The 17206-nt window shown below is 34.8% G+C and carries 14 protein-coding genes; 11 read left to right on the top strand and 3 right to left on the bottom strand.

What is annotated here, in order from left to right; genetic code table 11:
* Window positions 1-21 precede the first annotated feature (21 nt).
* From H9L18_RS00235 to H9L18_RS00225, 3 genes are all read right to left on the bottom strand, one after another.
* A complete protein-coding gene (locus tag H9L18_RS00235) occupies window positions 22-1392 on the bottom strand; it encodes a L,D-transpeptidase family protein (RefSeq protein ID WP_126795382.1) in 1371 nt (456 codons plus the stop codon).
* 214 nt (window positions 1393-1606) lie between these two features.
* Window positions 1607-2455, bottom strand: a complete 849-nt coding sequence (locus H9L18_RS00230; protein WP_126795380.1) for a polysaccharide deacetylase family protein — start codon at window positions 2453-2455, stop codon at window positions 1607-1609.
* Window positions 2456-2712: 257 nt separating this feature from the next.
* Window positions 2713-3678: an L-lactate dehydrogenase gene (locus tag H9L18_RS00225; protein WP_126795378.1), complete on the bottom strand. Its 966-nt coding sequence runs from the start codon at window positions 3676-3678 to the stop codon at window positions 2713-2715.
* Window positions 3679-3983: 305 nt separating this feature from the next.
* Here H9L18_RS00225 and pth point away from each other — a divergent pair, with 305 nt between their 5' ends.
* The 11 genes from pth to dusB all read left to right on the top strand — a co-directional run bounded on the left by pth (window position 3984) and on the right by dusB (window position 17164).
* Window positions 3984-4553 carry an aminoacyl-tRNA hydrolase gene (gene pth / locus H9L18_RS00220; RefSeq protein WP_126795376.1) on the top strand — a complete coding sequence of 190 codons (570 nt, stop codon included), beginning with the start codon at window positions 3984-3986 and terminating at the stop codon, window positions 4551-4553.
* Window positions 4554-4568: 15 nt separating this feature from the next.
* Entirely contained in the window at window positions 4569-8108 is a 3540-nt protein-coding gene (mfd, locus tag H9L18_RS00215) for a transcription-repair coupling factor (RefSeq protein ID WP_126795374.1), read from the top strand.
* A gap of 13 nt (window positions 8109-8121) precedes the next feature.
* A complete protein-coding gene (locus H9L18_RS00210) occupies window positions 8122-9699 on the top strand; it encodes a putative polysaccharide biosynthesis protein (RefSeq protein ID WP_126795372.1) in 1578 nt (525 codons plus the stop codon).
* A gap of 14 nt (window positions 9700-9713) precedes the next feature.
* Window positions 9714-9989 (top strand): RNA-binding S4 domain-containing protein, encoded by a 276-nt coding sequence (locus tag H9L18_RS00205; RefSeq protein ID WP_126795370.1) that lies wholly within the window; start codon window positions 9714-9716, stop codon window positions 9987-9989.
* 73 nt (window positions 9990-10062) lie between these two features.
* Window positions 10063-10461, top strand: a complete 399-nt coding sequence (locus H9L18_RS00200; RefSeq protein WP_126795368.1) for an FtsB family cell division protein — start codon at window positions 10063-10065, stop codon at window positions 10459-10461.
* A 41-nt stretch (window positions 10462-10502) separates the two neighbouring features.
* Entirely contained in the window at window positions 10503-10988 is a 486-nt protein-coding gene (locus H9L18_RS00195) for a S1 domain-containing RNA-binding protein (protein ID WP_126795366.1), read from the top strand.
* Between the two features lie 69 nt (window positions 10989-11057).
* Window positions 11058-12455 carry a tRNA lysidine(34) synthetase TilS gene (gene tilS / locus H9L18_RS00190; RefSeq protein WP_126795364.1) on the top strand — a complete coding sequence of 466 codons (1398 nt, stop codon included), beginning with the start codon at window positions 11058-11060 and terminating at the stop codon, window positions 12453-12455.
* A gap of 18 nt (window positions 12456-12473) precedes the next feature.
* The gene (gene hpt, locus H9L18_RS00185) at window positions 12474-13019 is read left to right on the top strand and encodes a hypoxanthine phosphoribosyltransferase (protein WP_126795362.1); all 546 of its coding nucleotides are present in this window, start codon (window positions 12474-12476) and stop codon (window positions 13017-13019) included.
* Window positions 13020-13095: 76 nt separating this feature from the next.
* Entirely contained in the window at window positions 13096-15162 is a 2067-nt protein-coding gene (gene ftsH, locus H9L18_RS00180; RefSeq protein WP_126795360.1) for an ATP-dependent zinc metalloprotease FtsH, read from the top strand.
* A 109-nt stretch (window positions 15163-15271) separates the two neighbouring features.
* Complete coding sequence (gene hslO / locus H9L18_RS00175; RefSeq protein ID WP_126795358.1) at window positions 15272-16159, top strand: Hsp33 family molecular chaperone HslO; 888 nt, start codon at window positions 15272-15274, stop codon at window positions 16157-16159.
* A gap of 66 nt (window positions 16160-16225) precedes the next feature.
* Complete coding sequence (gene dusB / locus H9L18_RS00170; protein ID WP_246433323.1) at window positions 16226-17164, top strand: tRNA dihydrouridine synthase DusB; 939 nt, start codon at window positions 16226-16228, stop codon at window positions 17162-17164.
* Window positions 17165-17206: the final 42 nt, after the last annotated feature.

The raw sequence follows: 17206 nt of genomic DNA, 5'->3' as shown, positions 1-17206 counted from the left end.
GCATTTCTCTAAGATATATCATTAAAAGACAACAACCGGAACTCCGACTTCAATCATATCAAATAATTTAGCACAAACTGAAGGTGGTGTGTTGATACAACCATGAGATCCAACTGTTTGGAAAGAATTACCGCCATATGCACCATCATTTTGCCAAGGTGAATCGTGAATTCCAACACCTGTCCAATCGATTGGCATCCAGTAATCAACTGGACTTGCATAATCTTCACCACGTAAAATTTCATTTCGTTTCTTATTCCATACATAGAAAACTCCAGGTGGAGTAGGTGTACTTGGTTTACCAGTAATAACTGGTGTTTCTAATGCGACTTGACCATCTTTGTAGTACCACATATGTTGGTTTTGTAAATCAACTTCAATATATGAATTACCAATTAAAGAAGAAGCTGGTGTACCACTTCCTTGGAAAGCAGGAACACGACCACTAAAGTCTTCGCCTTTTAGAATTTGTTCAGTTAATTGAGCGACTTCTGTATCTGTCGCAATTGTCCAACTTAAAGCACCAGCAGGCACTGAAACTTCGCCTCGTTTTGTACTTTTGAATTTAGAAGGATTCGTACTTGTGTTATAAGTTGCTCCAAGCTCTTCAACATATTTTTTAACTTCATCTTGTTTTAAGTTTAATTTACCATCTTCGAAAATAACCCATGAAGCCATTTTATCTTTTGGAATTTTAACTTCTTGGCCATTAATAGAGTATGAGGCATTAATTTCAGCTACTTTATTAATGTTATCTAACTCTTTTTTCAGATTGTCATCTGTCGCAAGAATCGTTGGTTTTTCGATGAATTTGGTTAACTCAATGTCTGATTCACCTTTTTCAATACTTTTAGCTGCGGCTGAGATAAATTTTTTTGTATCTATTGAATCTCCCTGAACTTCAGGGATAATTTGGAATTTACCATCTTTTTGTTCCACAGAAGCATTTTTAGTTTGCTTGCGATTTTTATTGAAAGCCTCTAATTCTTTATTAACAGAATCCATTATTTTATTAAGAGATTCTTTGTTAATTCCTTTAGCTTCAAGGTCTTCTTTTTCAGGTGCTTGAATATATGACATGAACCACAACCATGAATTTTGTTTTGACATAGCATTGTTGACAGTTTTATCAATATCATATTCCATTCCTAATTCTTTTTTAGGAATTTCCTTAAAGACTTCTCCATTATCAAGTACACGATAGACTTCTGCATCAACTAATTCATTCAATTTTGTTTTTGCTTCCTCTTTGGTTAACTTACTAACGTCTGTATTACCAATCATTGTTTTATCGAGAAATTTATTTTGAAACTGAATGGCTTGGTAACAATAGAAACTTACCAATATCAGGACTAATACAAGAGGTATTAGAAGCCATTTTTTCTTAGTCATAAACGAACTCCTTTTTGATCAATTTTTGTAACAATATTGTAACATAAAAGCTTATAAATACAAGAGTATTGACTCATATGTTAGTTTATTTTAAGTAATTCTGTCAACTTATAAGATTAAAATAAGGTGTAAAATAAAAAAAAGAATGTTTGTGTCGCTCCGAACAAACAAAAGTCCTAACTATTCGAATAAAAGAATAGTTAGGACTTTTAGGTTAATTTGCTGGACGGTTATCGTTCATACTATAGTAATTTAAGTTCTCTGTTGGATGATTTAGTAGGGCATCAACTGTTACAAAATTGTATCCTTGTTGAGTTAAATTATCAATAATAGCTGGAACTGCATTAATTGTTTCTGCATAAATATCATGCATTAAGATAATCGCTCCAGGTGTTGTATTTTGAGTGACTTGATTGATAATAGATTGGGTATTTTTGCTTGACCAATCTTTTGAATCTACAGACCATTGAACAAGAGGTCTTTTGGCTACTTCAGCAACTTGCTTATTGGCAGCACCATATGGTGGACGAATGTAGTGGAAAGGTTCTTTAAAGACAGCTTTAATTTTATCATCCATGTCATTAAAATCTTTTTTAAGAGCAGTCATATCCATCTGACTTAGATTATAGTGATACATAGAATGACTTCCAATGACATGACCTTCATCTTTCATTCGTTTTAAAAGATCTTCATTTCCTGAGATGTTTTGTCCAAGAATAAAGAAGCTTGCTTTAATATTTCTTTGAGCTAGGATGTCCAGTAGTTGACTAGTTGTTTCTCTTTTAGGACCATCATCAAAAGTCAGCGCAATTGAATTTTCATTGACTGCTTCAACTTCTTTTGGAGGTTCTTTTTCGGATGATTCTTCGACTTGGCTACTTTGAGTCGACTCAGCTAAAGTGGTCTCTTCTTTTTTTGATTCAGAGGCTGAGCTCTTTTGTTGGACAGAAGAGTCGGTAGTTGTTGGTGTTGCTAAACTTGCTTGAGTTTTCCAAACAGCTACACTAACGACTGCGATTTCAAGAATCAAAAAGGCAATAATATACTTGAGGTGTTTTTTCATTCGCCGGCTCCTTTTTTGCTTAAATTCTATTGAAAAACGTTTGTTTAGATGACATTTCTATAAAAACGTTAATTTCACACAATTGTTATTCTAACATGATTTATCTACTTTGTGGCAATTTTAAAATAAATACCAAATAAAATCAAAGAAAACTGCTTGATAATAGAATTAAAATTAGAAGATAATGGGCAATCAATTCAAAAAATGAACGTATAAAAAAGGATGAAACATTAAGCTTCATCCTTTTAGAAAGTTACCTATTTTTCTAATTGTTCAAATGCAGCATCCATGACTTCTTTTAATTTTTGAGCAGAATAGTCAAATTTTTCTTGTTCTGCATCTGTTAGTGGGATTTCAACAATATTTTGAACACCATTACTGTTAATCACAGCAGGTGCGCCAATGAAAATATCATTTAGTCCGTAATGACCATCTAAATAAACAGATAACGGTAGAATCGCATTTTCGTCATTTAAAATGGCTTTTGTGATACGAGCTAAGGCAACAGCTATACCGTAAAAAGTAGCTCCCTTTTTCTCGATAATGGTGTAGGCAGCATCTCTTACTTTGAAGAAAATATTAACCATTTCTTCTTCATCCACTTCTGGGTGATCTTTAACCCATTCATAAATTTGAAGACCTGCAATATTAGCATGAGACCACACTGGAAATTCTGTATCTCCATGCTCACCTAAGATATAACCATGAACGTTACGGGCATCAACGCCTACTAATTCAGAGATAGTTTGGCGGAAACGAGCAGAATCAAGAGAAGTTCCACTACCGATAACTTTATGTTGAGGAAATCCTGAGAATTTCCATGTAGCGTACGTTAAAATATCAACAGGATTTGAAGCGACTAAGAAAATACCATTAAATCCTGAATCAACAATACTTTTAACAATTCCTTGGAAAATTTTAAGGTTCTTGTTAACTAAATCAAGGCGTGTTTCGCCAGGTTTTTGAGCAGCTCCTGCTGTAATAACAACTAAATCAGCGTCTTTACAATCTGAGTATTCTGCTGCATATATTTTTTTAGGAGATGTAAATGCTAATGCGTGGGATAAATCAATTGCATCCCCTTCAGCTTTATTTTTATCAATATCAATGATACCAACTTCTTGTGCAATATCTTGAGTAACTAATGCGAAAGTATAACTAGAGCCAACAGCACCGTTACCGACAACAATAATTTTTTGATGATTCGAATTTTGATACGCCATGAAAATCTCTCCTTTGTTGTTATGATAAATCGTGTTAATTATAACACCGAAAAAAAACAAAGTCATTTGAAAAGTTTCAGAAAATGCCTGATAAAACTTAATTGTTAAAAAATACACATGTTTAATAAACAGAAATGAAGAGACTAAAATTGAAAAAAGTAAAATTAAAAAGATTTCTTTAAATTAAGCAATATCGCTAAGAGAATGCGTGAAATATGATATACTGAGTAAGAATCTGGGCACTTTTTAGTGTGCGGATATTTTCTTGTTAATGAAATAAAAATAGAAGATAGGGGAGAAAGACAATGAAATTAATCGTTGGCTTAGGTAATCCTGGTAGTAAATATCGAGCAACAAAACACAATATTGGTTTTATCACATTAGATGAAATTGCGTATCAAGAAAAAGTAGAGTTTAATAAACATCAGTTTGAAGCAGATATTGCTGAGTTTTTCTTGAACGGCGAAAAAATAATTTTAGCAAAACCACAAACTTTCATGAATGAGTCAGGTAGATCAGTTGGTCCATTAATGACTTACTATAATGTAGCAGATGAAGATTTGATTGTTATCTATGACGACTTAGACTTACCGATTGGTCGTATTCGCTTACGTGAAAAAGGAAGTGCAGGGGGGCATAACGGCATTAAGAGTTTGATTGCTCATTTAGGAACAAAAGAGTTCAACCGAATTAAAGTAGGAATTGATCGACCAAAGAGCAGTCAAGAAGTAGTGTCATATGTCTTAAGTACTTTTCCAAAAAATACTCATGAGGATATGCTTCAATCAGTAAAATTAGCAGCAGAAGCGTCACTTTACTGGGCAGAAGGTCATGATTTTGTGAATACAATGAATCAATTTAATTCCAAAAAATAAGAAAGGAGAGAAATAATGTATTTGAATAAGGGATTAGTCAAACGCATGAACGAGGCTTCCAAAATAAAGGATTGGCATGAACATTTAGAAAAAGAAACCTCTCAGTTAATCACCGGGTTATCTGGTTCTGCTAAGACTTTGGCAATATCGACACTTTTGGCTAGGAAAAAGAAAATACTTATTGTAACTCCGAATCTTTATTATGCATCCAAATTGATGGATGATTTACAGCATATAATAGAAGAAAAGTATTTAAATTTCTTTCCAGTAGATGAAGTAACAGCCGTAGAGATGTCTTTTTCATCTCCAGAAGCTTTATCAGAACGGATTAACGCACTTAATTTTTTAGCAAGTTCTAAACCAGGTATCTTAGTGACCCCAGTCGCAGGTTTGCGTCGTTTTTTACCACATCCTAAATTGTGGAAAGAACAAACGATATTACTCAAAAAATTGGGAACACTAGATATCGGAACCCTTTCAGAAAAACTAGTTTTACATGGTTATGAAAGACAACAAATGATTGGTAAACCTGGAGAATTTAGTATGAGGGGAAGTATTATTGATATTTACCCTTTAACGAGTGATTATCCAGTCAGAATTGATTTGTTTGATGATGAAATTGAATCTCTTCGTTTATTTGACGCAGAAACACAGCGCTCAATTGAAGAAATTGAGGAAATTCTAATTCCACCAGCTATTGATACGCCAGTGACCAAAGAACAACTAGTTGCAGGTAGTTCAGTATTTCAAGAGTTGATGGATACAAAATTATCTTTAATGAAACCAACTGAAGAAAAAGAACGAATGATGGCTTACAAGGAACAGATTGTTAGTGAGTGGAGCCAAGGTCATCCAACAGAAGAAGTCAAAATGTACGGTGATTTACTTTATCCAGATAAATGTTACTTAACAGACTATTTAAAACCATCTGATCTGATTGTTATGGATGACTATAGTCGTATGGTAGAAAGTGAGCGAGAGTTACTAAGAGAAGAAGCAGAGTGGATTACTTCTAAGTTAGAAGAAGGCGTATTCTTTGAGGAACATGACTTAGGTGGCGACTTACGAGGTATTTTAAAAGAAAGTAAACAAGCTAAAACTTATTTTTCTTTATTTCAAAAGGGAATGGGAAATTTACGTTTTTCTCATATCCATCCATTTGAATACCGCACCATGCAACAGTTTTTTGGACAAATGCCACTTCTAAAAACAGAAATGGATCGTTGGAAGAAACAAAAACAAAGTGTGGTTGTTCTAGCAGAAAATGAAGAACGAACACAAAAAATAGAAGAACTATTGATGGATTTTGACATTCAAGCAGTAGTCAATAATAGTGGGAAGATTCTCTCAGGAGAAATCCAAATTCAAACAAATACACTTCTTTCAGGGTTTGAATTACCAGAAGAGAAATTAGTTGTTCTGGTAGAAAAAGAAATTTTACATACGCAAACAAAAAAGCGTGCAAGAAAACAAACTATTTCTAATGCGGAACGTTTAAAAAGTTACAATGAATTAAAACCAGGAGATTACGTGGTTCATGCGAATCACGGGATTGGTAAGTATATTGGAATGGAAACGTTATTAAGCGGTGGCGTCCATCAAGATTATATGACGATTCTTTATAAAAATAATGATAAATTATTTATTCCTGTAACTCAGCTTGATTTAATTCAAAAATATGTTGCTTCTGAATCGAAAACACCAAGAGTTAATAAACTTGGTGGAACTGAGTGGACGAAGACTAAAAGCAAAGTCTCAGCTCGCGTGGAAGATATCGCTGACGATTTGATTAAATTATACGCAGAACGAGAAGCTGAAAAAGGCTATGCTTTTGCCCCAGATGATGATTATCAAATGGAATTTGAAGGGAACTTTCCTTACTCAGAAACAGATGACCAATTAAGAAGTATTCAAGAAATCAAACAAGATATGGAAAAAGAACGACCAATGGACCGCTTATTAGTGGGAGATGTGGGATATGGTAAGACAGAAGTTGCTATCAGGGCGGCTTTTAAAGCTGTTAGAGATGGTAAACAAGTAGCCTTTTTAGTTCCGACTACAATCTTAGCACAGCAACATTATGAAACAATGCGTGATCGTTTTGCTAATTTTCCTGTGAATGTTGGCTTGATGAGTCGTTTTAGAACGAAAAAACAACAAGCTGAAACAACGGAACAATTGAAAAAAGGCCAGGTTGATATCGTTGTCGGGACTCACCGAATCTTATCTCAAGATGTAGAGTTTATGGATTTAGGATTATTAATCGTCGATGAGGAACAACGTTTTGGTGTTAAACACAAAGAGAGACTTAAACAATTGAAATCTCAAGTAGATGTTTTAACGTTAACAGCAACACCGATTCCAAGAACACTTCATATGTCCATGTTAGGCGTTCGTGATTTATCAGTTATTGAAACACCGCCTGCTAACCGTTATCCAGTCCAAACTTATGTCATGGAAAAAAATCCAGGTGCGATTAGGGAAGCGTGCGAGAGAGAAATTGCTCGTGGTGGTCAATTGTTTTATCTTTATAACCGAGTAGATACGATTGAGCAAAAAGTGGATGAACTAAGAGCGCTTGTTCCTGATGCTAGAATTAGTTATGCTCATGGACAAATGACAGAAGTGCAGCTGGAAAATGTTTTAATGGAATTTATTAATGGAGACTACGATATCTTAGTAACTACAACAATTATTGAAACAGGGGTAGATATCCCAAATGTTAATACATTATTTGTCGAAAATGCTGATTACATGGGCTTATCTCAATTGTATCAATTAAGAGGACGAGTTGGTCGTAGTAACCGAGTGGCTTATGCTTATTTCATGTATGAACCACAAAAAGTATTAAATGAGGTTAGTGAGAAAAGACTTCAGGCTATTAAAGATTTTACTGAATTAGGTTCTGGTTTTAAAATTGCGATGCGAGATTTATCAATTCGTGGGGCAGGGAACTTACTAGGAGCTCAGCAACATGGCTTCATCGATTCAGTTGGTTTTGATATGTATACGCAAATGTTAACAGAGGCTGTGAACCGCAAACAAGGTAAGAAATCACAAGATCTTAAAACAATCACAGAGATTGATTTGGGCATCGATGCTTATATTCCTTCTGATTATATTGAAGATGAACGTCAAAAAATTGAAATTTATAAGCGAATCCGTCAAATGGATAGCCAAGAAGTATTTGATGAATTGGAAGCAGATTTACTCGATCGTTTTGGTGAATATCCAGATGAAGTAGCTAATCTACTGACTGTTGGTTTAATCAAAATGAACAGTGATTTTGCCTTAGTTGAAAAAATTCAAAAACAAGATTTGAAAATTAAAGTGTTATTATCAAAAGAAGGCACCAATGCTTATACCATTGAACAAATATTTAAAGCATTGGCAGAAACAACGCTTAAAGCAGAACTCAGCTCAGATGAGCAGCTAACAGTGACTCTTAAATTGAATAAACAAATCAACGAAGCAGTCTGGTTGCAGGAAATATCTCAATTTGTTGCAGCATTACGAGAGCAAAAATACGTAAAAAAAGACCAGAAAGATAGCTAGAAGGTGATCTGAGATGGAAGACAAGAAAATTGAAACAAGCATGATGAGAGGTGCAGTTGTTTTAGTGATTACCTCTTTTATTGTTAAGATTTTAAGCGCTGTTTACCGGGTTCCTTTTCAAAACCTTGTAGGAGACGAAGGGTTTTACGTCTATCAGCAAATTTATCCAATCTATGGGATAGCGATGACCTTAGCTCTTTCAGGATTACCTGTTTATCTATCTAAGTTGATAGCTTCAAAAGAAAGTCAAGAAGAGCAAGAAAAAGTAGTTAGTTATTTCTTTATTGTTGTTAGTGCTCTTTCTTTAGTGGCTTTTGTGATTCTCTATTTAGGTGCGGGACTTATTTCAAGGTCAATGGGAGATGCTAGTTTATCACCACTTATAAAAGTAGTTTCTTTCATTTTTTTACTAGTTCCGTTCTTATCAACTTATCGCGGGTTTTATCAAGGTCAGATGGAGATGAAACCAACAGCTATTTCTCAGCTAGCTGAACAAGGTAGTCGGGTAATTGTTATTTTGGCGGCAGGTTATTTATTTATGGTGAATGAATGGTCTGTTTATAAAATGGGAGCTTTAGCAACATCAGGTGCATTAATAGGTGGGGCTTGTGGTTTATTAGTTCTCTTTATTTATGGTAGAAAACACCGCGTTTTTGTTTGGCCTAAAAAAATAGATAAACCGCGATTTTTATTTTTTGCGAAACGTTTAATCATTGAAGGTGGAACGCTTTGTTTCTTCAGTGCTTATCTAGTTGTATTTCAATTAGTTGACTCCTTTACTATTAAGCAATATTTAGTGTTTGGTGGGTTAGATGAGACATCTGCTAAGATTGCCAAAGGTGTTTTTGATCGGGGACAGCCTATTGTTCAACTAGGATTAGTCATTGCAGTAAGTATGACAGCTACTTTTTTACCTACTTTAACAAGATTTTTTGTCACAAAGCAAAAGGAAAAATATCAGCAAACAGTTTTATCTTATTTAAAAGTATCAACAGCAATTGCAAGTGCAGCTGCTGTTGGTTTAGCTCTTATTTTACCTTACATGAATGTGGCATTGTTCAGCGATAATAGTGGTGAAATAACTCTTAGCTTATTTATGTTATCAGTATTTTTTGTTTCGATGATTCAAAGCTACCAAACGATTTACCAAAGCCAGAGTTTAGTGAAGTATCAATTTGTAGCGGCTTTAATGGGATTGTTTGTAAAAATTATATTTACCCCGCTGATGACTTATTATTTTAAAACAGAAGGTGCTAGTTTAAGTACGTTGTTTGGTTTAATTATTTGTCTGCTTGTTATGCATCAGTATTTGATTAAAAGAGAAAATAAAATAAAATTACCAAAAGGTTTTGTTGTTAAACTATCTCTTAACCTAACAGCAATGGGCGGTATCTTAGTGATGTACCGTGTTGTTTTAGAAGAGATGGGTTGGAGTAACTTTGGAAGAGGTGCTTCATTAATGATAGCTTTATTAGGCGTATTGATTGGTTTTTCTATCTATTTAATGGGTATGATTCAAAGCAAATTATTTACAAAAACTGAATGGGAAATGATTCCTTTTGGTAGTAAAATCATTAAATATTTTTATTAAAAAGGAGAAACGACATGAGATTAGATAAATTTTTAAAAGTATCTCGTATTATTAAGAGAAGAACAGTCGCAAAAGAAATTGCAGATAAAGGTCGTATTCAAGTAAATGGTCAATTAGCAAAATCTTCTACTAATGTGAAGATTGGTGATGAATTAAAGATAATGTTTGGTAATAAGACATTAGAAGTTCGTGTTTTAGACTTAAAAGACACAACAAAAAAAGATGAAGCGAAAGATTTGTATGAAATTGTTAGTGAAACAAGAGAAACAAGTTACGAAAGTTTAGATTAGCATTAGACATTAAGAACTTGACTTGGTATAATGAGTTCATCTTTAAATTAAGTAGATTGGAGTTCTAAAGAGAATGAAAAAAGACCGTAAACTGTTGACCTATGATAAAGACCAACAAACAAGTCTAACGATGCAAACGATGCAAAAAGATCAGAAAAAGATTATCTTTAGACGTCGTCGTTTGGGAATTATGTTTGCCGCAGCTCTTATTATGTTTTCATTAATTGGTTTTAATCTTTTTAGAAATAGCCAACATCTTTTGACGCTACAAGCAAGTCGCCAAGAAATCGAGAAAGAAAGTAAAAAGACTGCTAAAGCAAAAAAAGATTTGAAAAGAGAAGTAGATCTTTTGAATGACACAGAGTATGTTGAAAAAATTGCTCGTGCCAAATATTTCTACTCAAAAGAGGGAGAACAAGTTTATAGTATCCCAGATTTAAATAGCTCTACCCAAACTAGTGGTAACAAATAACAATAAATATTTTGGAAGGTTCAAGGAGGAAAAATTTTTTTATGTCAATTGAAGTAGGGGTAAAATTACCTGGAAAAGTTTCAGGAATTACCAATTTTGGTGCATTCGTTGATTTGGGTGAAGGCAAGACAGGGTTGGTTCACATCAGTGAAGTTTCAAATAGTTTTGTAAAAGATATTAACGATGTTTTAACTGTTGGGGATGAAGTCGAAGTAAAAGTCATGACTATTGGGGATGACGGAAAAATCGGTTTGTCAATTAAACGTGCAAACGAAGAAGAGCGTCCAGCAAGAGATCAACGCCCGCCTAAGAAAGATTTTAAACGTCAAAATAATAACTTCAGATCTGACAGAAATGACAGACCTGATCGATCAGGTAACAGCCGTAAACCGGCAGCGTCGGCTCCTAAGAAAGAAGGCTTCGATTCATTAATGAGCTCATTCTTGAAAGATAGTGATGAAAGATTAAGTTCGATTAAACGAAATACTGAAGGTAAACGTGGAGGCCGCGGAGGTCGTCGCAGTTAGTAGATAAACAAAGAGAGTGCTGTTATGGCTCTCTTTTTTTTATGATAAAAAAGGAAGTGTCAGTTACACATGTTAACCAAAAAGCTTGAAGACCAAATTAAGAAGGAAAATTGGTGGAAAAAGGATGAAAGAGTATTAGTAGCTGTTTCTGGAGGTGTTGATTCAGTTGTTTTACTTCATCTTTTATTAGAGTTGCCATCTGAAGTACGCCCAGATATCTATGTGGCTCATATTAATCACCAATTAAGAGCTGTTTCTGAAGAAGAAGAGGCGTTTGTGCTTAAGTTGTGTCGAGATAACCAAGTGCCAGTCTTTACAACTAAATGGACAGAGGGTTTAACGATTTCATCTAATGTGGAACAACAAGCACGTCAGTTTCGGTATAGTTTTTTTGATGAAGTGATGAAACGTCAGAAAATCACCAAACTTTTAACAGCTCATCATGAAGACGATCAAGTAGAAACAATGATGATGCGACTAATCAATGGTAATCGCATTAAATCAATTACTGGTATGAAGGAAATCAGAGAATTTGGTCAGGGAGAATTAATCAGACCCCTTCTTCAAATAAAAAAAGAAGAATTAACTTTATTTGCTACAGAGAATAATCTTTTCTTTTATGAAGATGAGAGTAATCAGTCCCCTGATTATTTACGTAATCGATTAAGACATCAATTACTTCCTACTATTAAGAAGGAAAATCCTAAATTTAATGAGCATATGATGCGTTTTAGAGAAGAGCTTGAGATGAGTACCTCTTTAATAGAAGAAATAGTTAAGCTAAAATACAATAATTGTGTAACGTTTGATACAGGTGAATGGCAAATAGATCGTCAAAAATTTATATCTTGCTCACAAAAAGAACAATATTTTATTCTAGAATACTTGATGGACTCATTAAAAGAAAAAGAGAATATTGTTATAGGATTTAAACAAAAAGAGCAACTTCATGCGAATCTTTTAAGTGAAAAGCCTAATCAGGGATATTTTCTAAAAAAAGATTGGTATGTAACGAGGTTTTATGATGATGTAACAATTACTAAGAAGAAAGAGGAGATAGAAAAAGAGATATCTTTTGACATTGCTCTTAATCAAGGTGTATTTTTATCTGATACGGAATGGTTTGGCTTTTTTGAAGTAGAAAAGGAAGAGTTTCCATCTACTGTTAAGTCGTGGTTAAAAAAAGAAATGTTATTCAGTGATAGACAGCAAAAAAGAATGATTATTCGAAAAAAAAGACCAGGAGATAGATTACTTTTAAATAAAAAAGGTCAGACAAAAAAAGTTTCAAGATACTTTATTGACGAGAAAATTCCAACTTTAGAACGAAAAAAAAGTTGGGTTGTAGAAGATCACGAAAATATTGTGAAATGGTTAGTACCTTTTAGGGAAAGTTATTTGAGTATTCGAGATGAAACTGATAAAATACAGTATAAGCTTGTCTATTTTTATGCAAAAGACGAGTAAGTTTGGAAGGAGATCCTGATGTTAGAGAAAGATATAGAAAAAACATTTTATTCAGAAGAACAAATCCAAGAACGTGTGAAAGCTTTAGGAGAAGCTATTAGCAACGATTATGAGGACAAATTTCCTCTAGTTGTTGGTGTCTTAAAAGGTGCTGTACCTTTTTTAGCTGACTTAGTTCGCGCAATGAATATTCATATGGAAATGGATTTTATGGATGTATCTAGTTATGGAAACGCAACAGTCTCTTCAGGAGAAGTGCGTATTTTAAAAGATTTAAGTACGGTAGTTGAAGGTCGTCACATTCTAATTGTAGAAGATATCGTTGATAGTGGTCGTACACTGAGATATTTAGTTGATTTATTGAAACACCGTAAAGCAGCATCCGTTAAAATTGTAACAATGCTTGATAAGCCAGAAGGTCGCGTTGTTGAAATGGACGCAGATTACATTGGATTTGAAGTGCCGAATGAATTTGTGGTAGGATACGGCTTAGATTACGCTGAAGATTACCGTAATTTACCATATATCGGTGTTTTAAAACCAGAGATTTACGAAAATAATTAAATTTTTGTCAATCTGTGTGTGATATAATCAAGACTTACTGATAAAACTAAAAACTAAATATATAAGGAGGCCATGTATGAATAATAAGAAGAATTCAGGGATGAAAAATTCACTTTATTACATTATTGTTTTCTTATCGATGATAATGATTGTGTATTTCTTCTTTGGTCAAGGTGGAGATCAGTCTCCTAGCATCAATTATTCAACATTCTATCAGCAATTAAAAGATGAACAAGTCAAAGAATTCTCAGTCCAGCCATCTAATGGCGTTTATAAAATAACTGGTGAGTATTTTGAAGATCAAAAAGTAACAGACTCAGGTGGCTTACCTGTCTTTGGAAAAACAAAAGTAAAATCTAAACGTTTTACGACTACAGTTTTACCAAATGACTCAACCTTAGCCAATATCAATGAAGCTGCCAAAAGTGCTAAGACAAAATTTGTTGTCAAAGAGCAATCAAGTAGCGGTATTTGGGTCCAATTATTATTTAGTTTCTTACCATTAATCTTTATGGTGTTCTTGTTCTACATGTTAATGGGTCAAGGTGGTCAAGGCGGCGGAAATGGTCGTGTGATGAACTTTGGAAAAACAAAAACAAAAGAAGCAGATAAAAAATCAATTACAGTTCGCTTCTCTGACGTAGCAGGTGCTGAAGAAGAGAAACAAGAACTAGTAGAAGTAGTAGAATTCTTAAAAGACCCACGACGATTTGTCGCTCTGGGTGCTCGTATTCCGGCAGGTGTTCTTTTAGAAGGACCTCCGGGAACAGGTAAAACATTACTTGCTAAAGCAGTAGCCGGAGAAGCAGGCGTTCCTTTCTTCTCAATTTCAGGTTCTGACTTTGTAGAAATGTTCGTTGGTGTTGGGGCAAGTCGTGTACGTGACTTGTTTGAAAATGCTAAAAAGGCAGCCCCTGCTATTATCTTTATTGATGAGATTGATGCAGTTGGTCGTCAGCGTGGTGCTGGTATGGGTGGAGGACACGATGAACGTGAACAAACCCTTAACCAATTATTAGTTGAGATGGATGGTTTCAATGGAAATGAAGGAGTTATTGTCATTGCCGCTACTAACCGTTCAGACGTACTGGATCCAGCTTTATTAAGACCGGGTCGTTTTGACCGTCAAATCTTAGTAGGAACACCAGATGTTAAAGGTCGTGAACAAATTTTACGAGTTCATTCACGTAACAAACCTTTAGCAGACGATGTGGATTTAAAAGTGGTTGCTCAACAAACACCAGGCTTTGCCGGTGCAGATTTAGAAAACGTGTTAAACGAAGCAGCTTTAGTGGCAGCTCGTCGTAACAAGAAGAAAATCGATGCAACAGATATTGATGAAGCTCAAGATAGAGTTATTGCAGGACCTGCTAAAAAAGATCGCGTGATTAGTAAACGTCAACGTGAACTAGTTGCCTATCATGAGGCAGGGCACACAATTTGTGGGTTAGTCTTAGATGATGCTAACGTGGTTCATAAAGTAACGATTGTCCCTCGTGGTCGTGCGGGTGGTTATATGATTTCATTACCGAAAGAAGATCAATTCTTAATTACGAAGAACGAAATGTTCGAACGTATTGTTGGTCTTTTAGGTGGACGTGTTGCTGAAGAAATCGTCTTTGGTGTTAAATCAACTGGAGCAAGTAATGACTTTGAACAAGCAACTCGTTTAGCTCGTTCAATGGTAACTGAGTATGGTATGAGTGATTCATTAGGTCCTGTACAATACGAAGGTAACCATCAAGTCTTTGTAGGTCGTGACTACGGTCAAACAAAAGCTTATTCAGAACAAGTTGCTTACCAAATTGATGAAGAAGTTCGTAACATCTTGAAACGTGCTCATGAAAAAGCAGTTGAAATTATTGAGTCACATCGTGGGCAACATAAATTAATTGCTGAATCATTATTAGAGTATGAAACATTAGATGCTAAAGCAATTAAATCTTTATTCGAAGATGGTGTAATGCCTTCTAAAGAAAAAGAAAATGAATTTCCAAGTGAAAAAGAAGGTTCTTTTGAAGAAGCTAAAGAAGCGTTAGCTAGAAAAGACGCTGAAAAACAGCAAGAAGAAAAAGAATTGGAAGAAGAAAAACACGAAGAACATTCAGAAGTAACTGAATCAGAAGAGTCATCTAACGAGTAAAATCGTTTTGAAGATTTAATTAAATAAGTTATGATAAGTGGGATATACGAAAGTGTACCCCACTTTTCTATTGTAGTGAGAATCAATTTATATAGAAGGAAGAGATAAAATGACTGATTATTTAGTAAAAGCATTGGCTTTTAATGGTGAAATACGTGCAATGGCAACAAGAACAACAGATACAGTTAGTGAAGCTCAAAAAAGACATGACACATGGCGAGCAGCTACTGCAGCGCTTGGTCGTACAATGACAGGTTCTTTGTTATTAGGAGCTATGCATAAAAATGATGAAAAATTAACAGTGAAAATCCAAGCGGACGGACCGGTTGGCGCTATTGTAGTAGACGTTGACGGTAAAGGTAACGTTAAGGGATATGTGAAAAATCCAGAGGTGAATCTACCACCAAATGAATTAGGGAAAATCGATGTACGTGGTGCAGTAGGGACAAACGGAACTTTTAGTGTGGTAAAAGACTTAGGTTTAAAAGAACCAGTTACTGGACAAGTGCCAATTGTCTCAGGAGAAATTGCAGAGGATTTCACTTATTATTTAGCTAATTCAGAACAAGTACCATCAGCAGTTGGTCTAAGTGTATTAGTAGATAATACAGATGACGATTGTGTTAAAGCTGCTGGAGGATTTGTGATTCAAGTTATGCCAGGAGCAAGTGAGGCTACTATTGTTGAAATTGAAAAACGTTTAGCCGATATTCCACAAGTATCAACTCTACTTGATCAAGGTGAAACACCTGAAGCTATTCTAAACCGATTGTTAGGAGAAGAAAACGTTGAAATTTTAGAAACGATGCCAGTTCAATTTTTCTGTGATTGTTCAAAAGAACGTTTTGCTTCAGCAATTGTAACTCTAGGAGAGAGTGAGTTAACTAAAATGATTGAAGAAGATGAAGGAGCGGAAGCTGTTTGTCATTTCTGTGGTGAAAAATATCAATACAACGCAGCTGAATTAACAGAATTAAGAGATGAAGCAATCAAATAGTAGGGGGATTCCTTTGTGTGGAAAATAGGTAATGTTGAAATACCGAATCGTGTCGTAGTGGCGCCAATGGCAGGAATTAGTAACTCAGCTTTTCGAGTAACTGTGAAAGAATTTGGTGCTGGTTTAGTTGTCTGCGAGATGATTAGTGATAAAGGAATTCAACAACGAAATAAGAAAACATTAGAGATGCTACATATTGATGAAACGGAACATCCGTTAAGTTTGCAAATATTTGGCGGAAACAAAGAAAATTTAGTAGAAGCTGCTCAGTTTGTTGAAGAGAATACAACGGCAGATATCATTGATATTAATATGGGGTGTCCTGTTAATAAGGTGATTAAAGCAGAAGCAGGAGCCAGGTGGTTACTAGATCCAGATAAAGTCTATGAGATGGTAGAAGCAGTTTCTAGTGCAGTTAAAATTCCGGTGACTGTTAAGATGCGAATTGGTTGGGACGAAGAGCATATACTAGCTGTCGAAAATGCAAAAGCAGCCCAAAGTGCAGGAGCTTCAGCTATCGCTATGCATGGTAGAACAAGAGTGCAGATGTATGAAGGAAAAGCTAACTGGGATGTATTAAAGGAAGTAACACCTCATTTAACAATTCCTTTTATGGGAAATGGTGACGTGAGAACGCCAGAAGATGCAAAACGTATGCTAGATTATGTTGGGTGCGACGGAGTTATGATAGGAAGAGCAGCTTTAGGTAATCCATGGATGATTTACCGAACTCAGCATTATTTAGAAACGGGAGAACTATTAGAAGAACCACCTGCTTCTAAAAAAATTGAAACAGCCAAACTTCATTTAGAAAGATTAGTTGCTTTAAAAGGTGAAAAGATAGCCTGTTTAGAATTTAGACAACATGCTGCCTATTATTTAAAAGGAGCACCAAGAGCAACGACTACTAGGTTGGCTGTTAACAAAGCTCAAACTAAGAAAGAGATGTTTGAGCTATTAGATGAATACATTCAAAATTTAGCATTAAAAGGCGTTGTTGGTTAATATTTATAGAAAAAGGCAAATAGACTTGCCTTTTTTTGTTTT

It is taken from the genome of Vagococcus carniphilus (genome assembly GCF_014397115.1).
Classification (GTDB): domain Bacteria; phylum Bacillota; class Bacilli; order Lactobacillales; family Vagococcaceae; genus Vagococcus; species Vagococcus carniphilus.
Note: the sequence above shows the minus strand (reverse complement) of the source record. Positions and strands in the feature narration are given on the sequence as shown.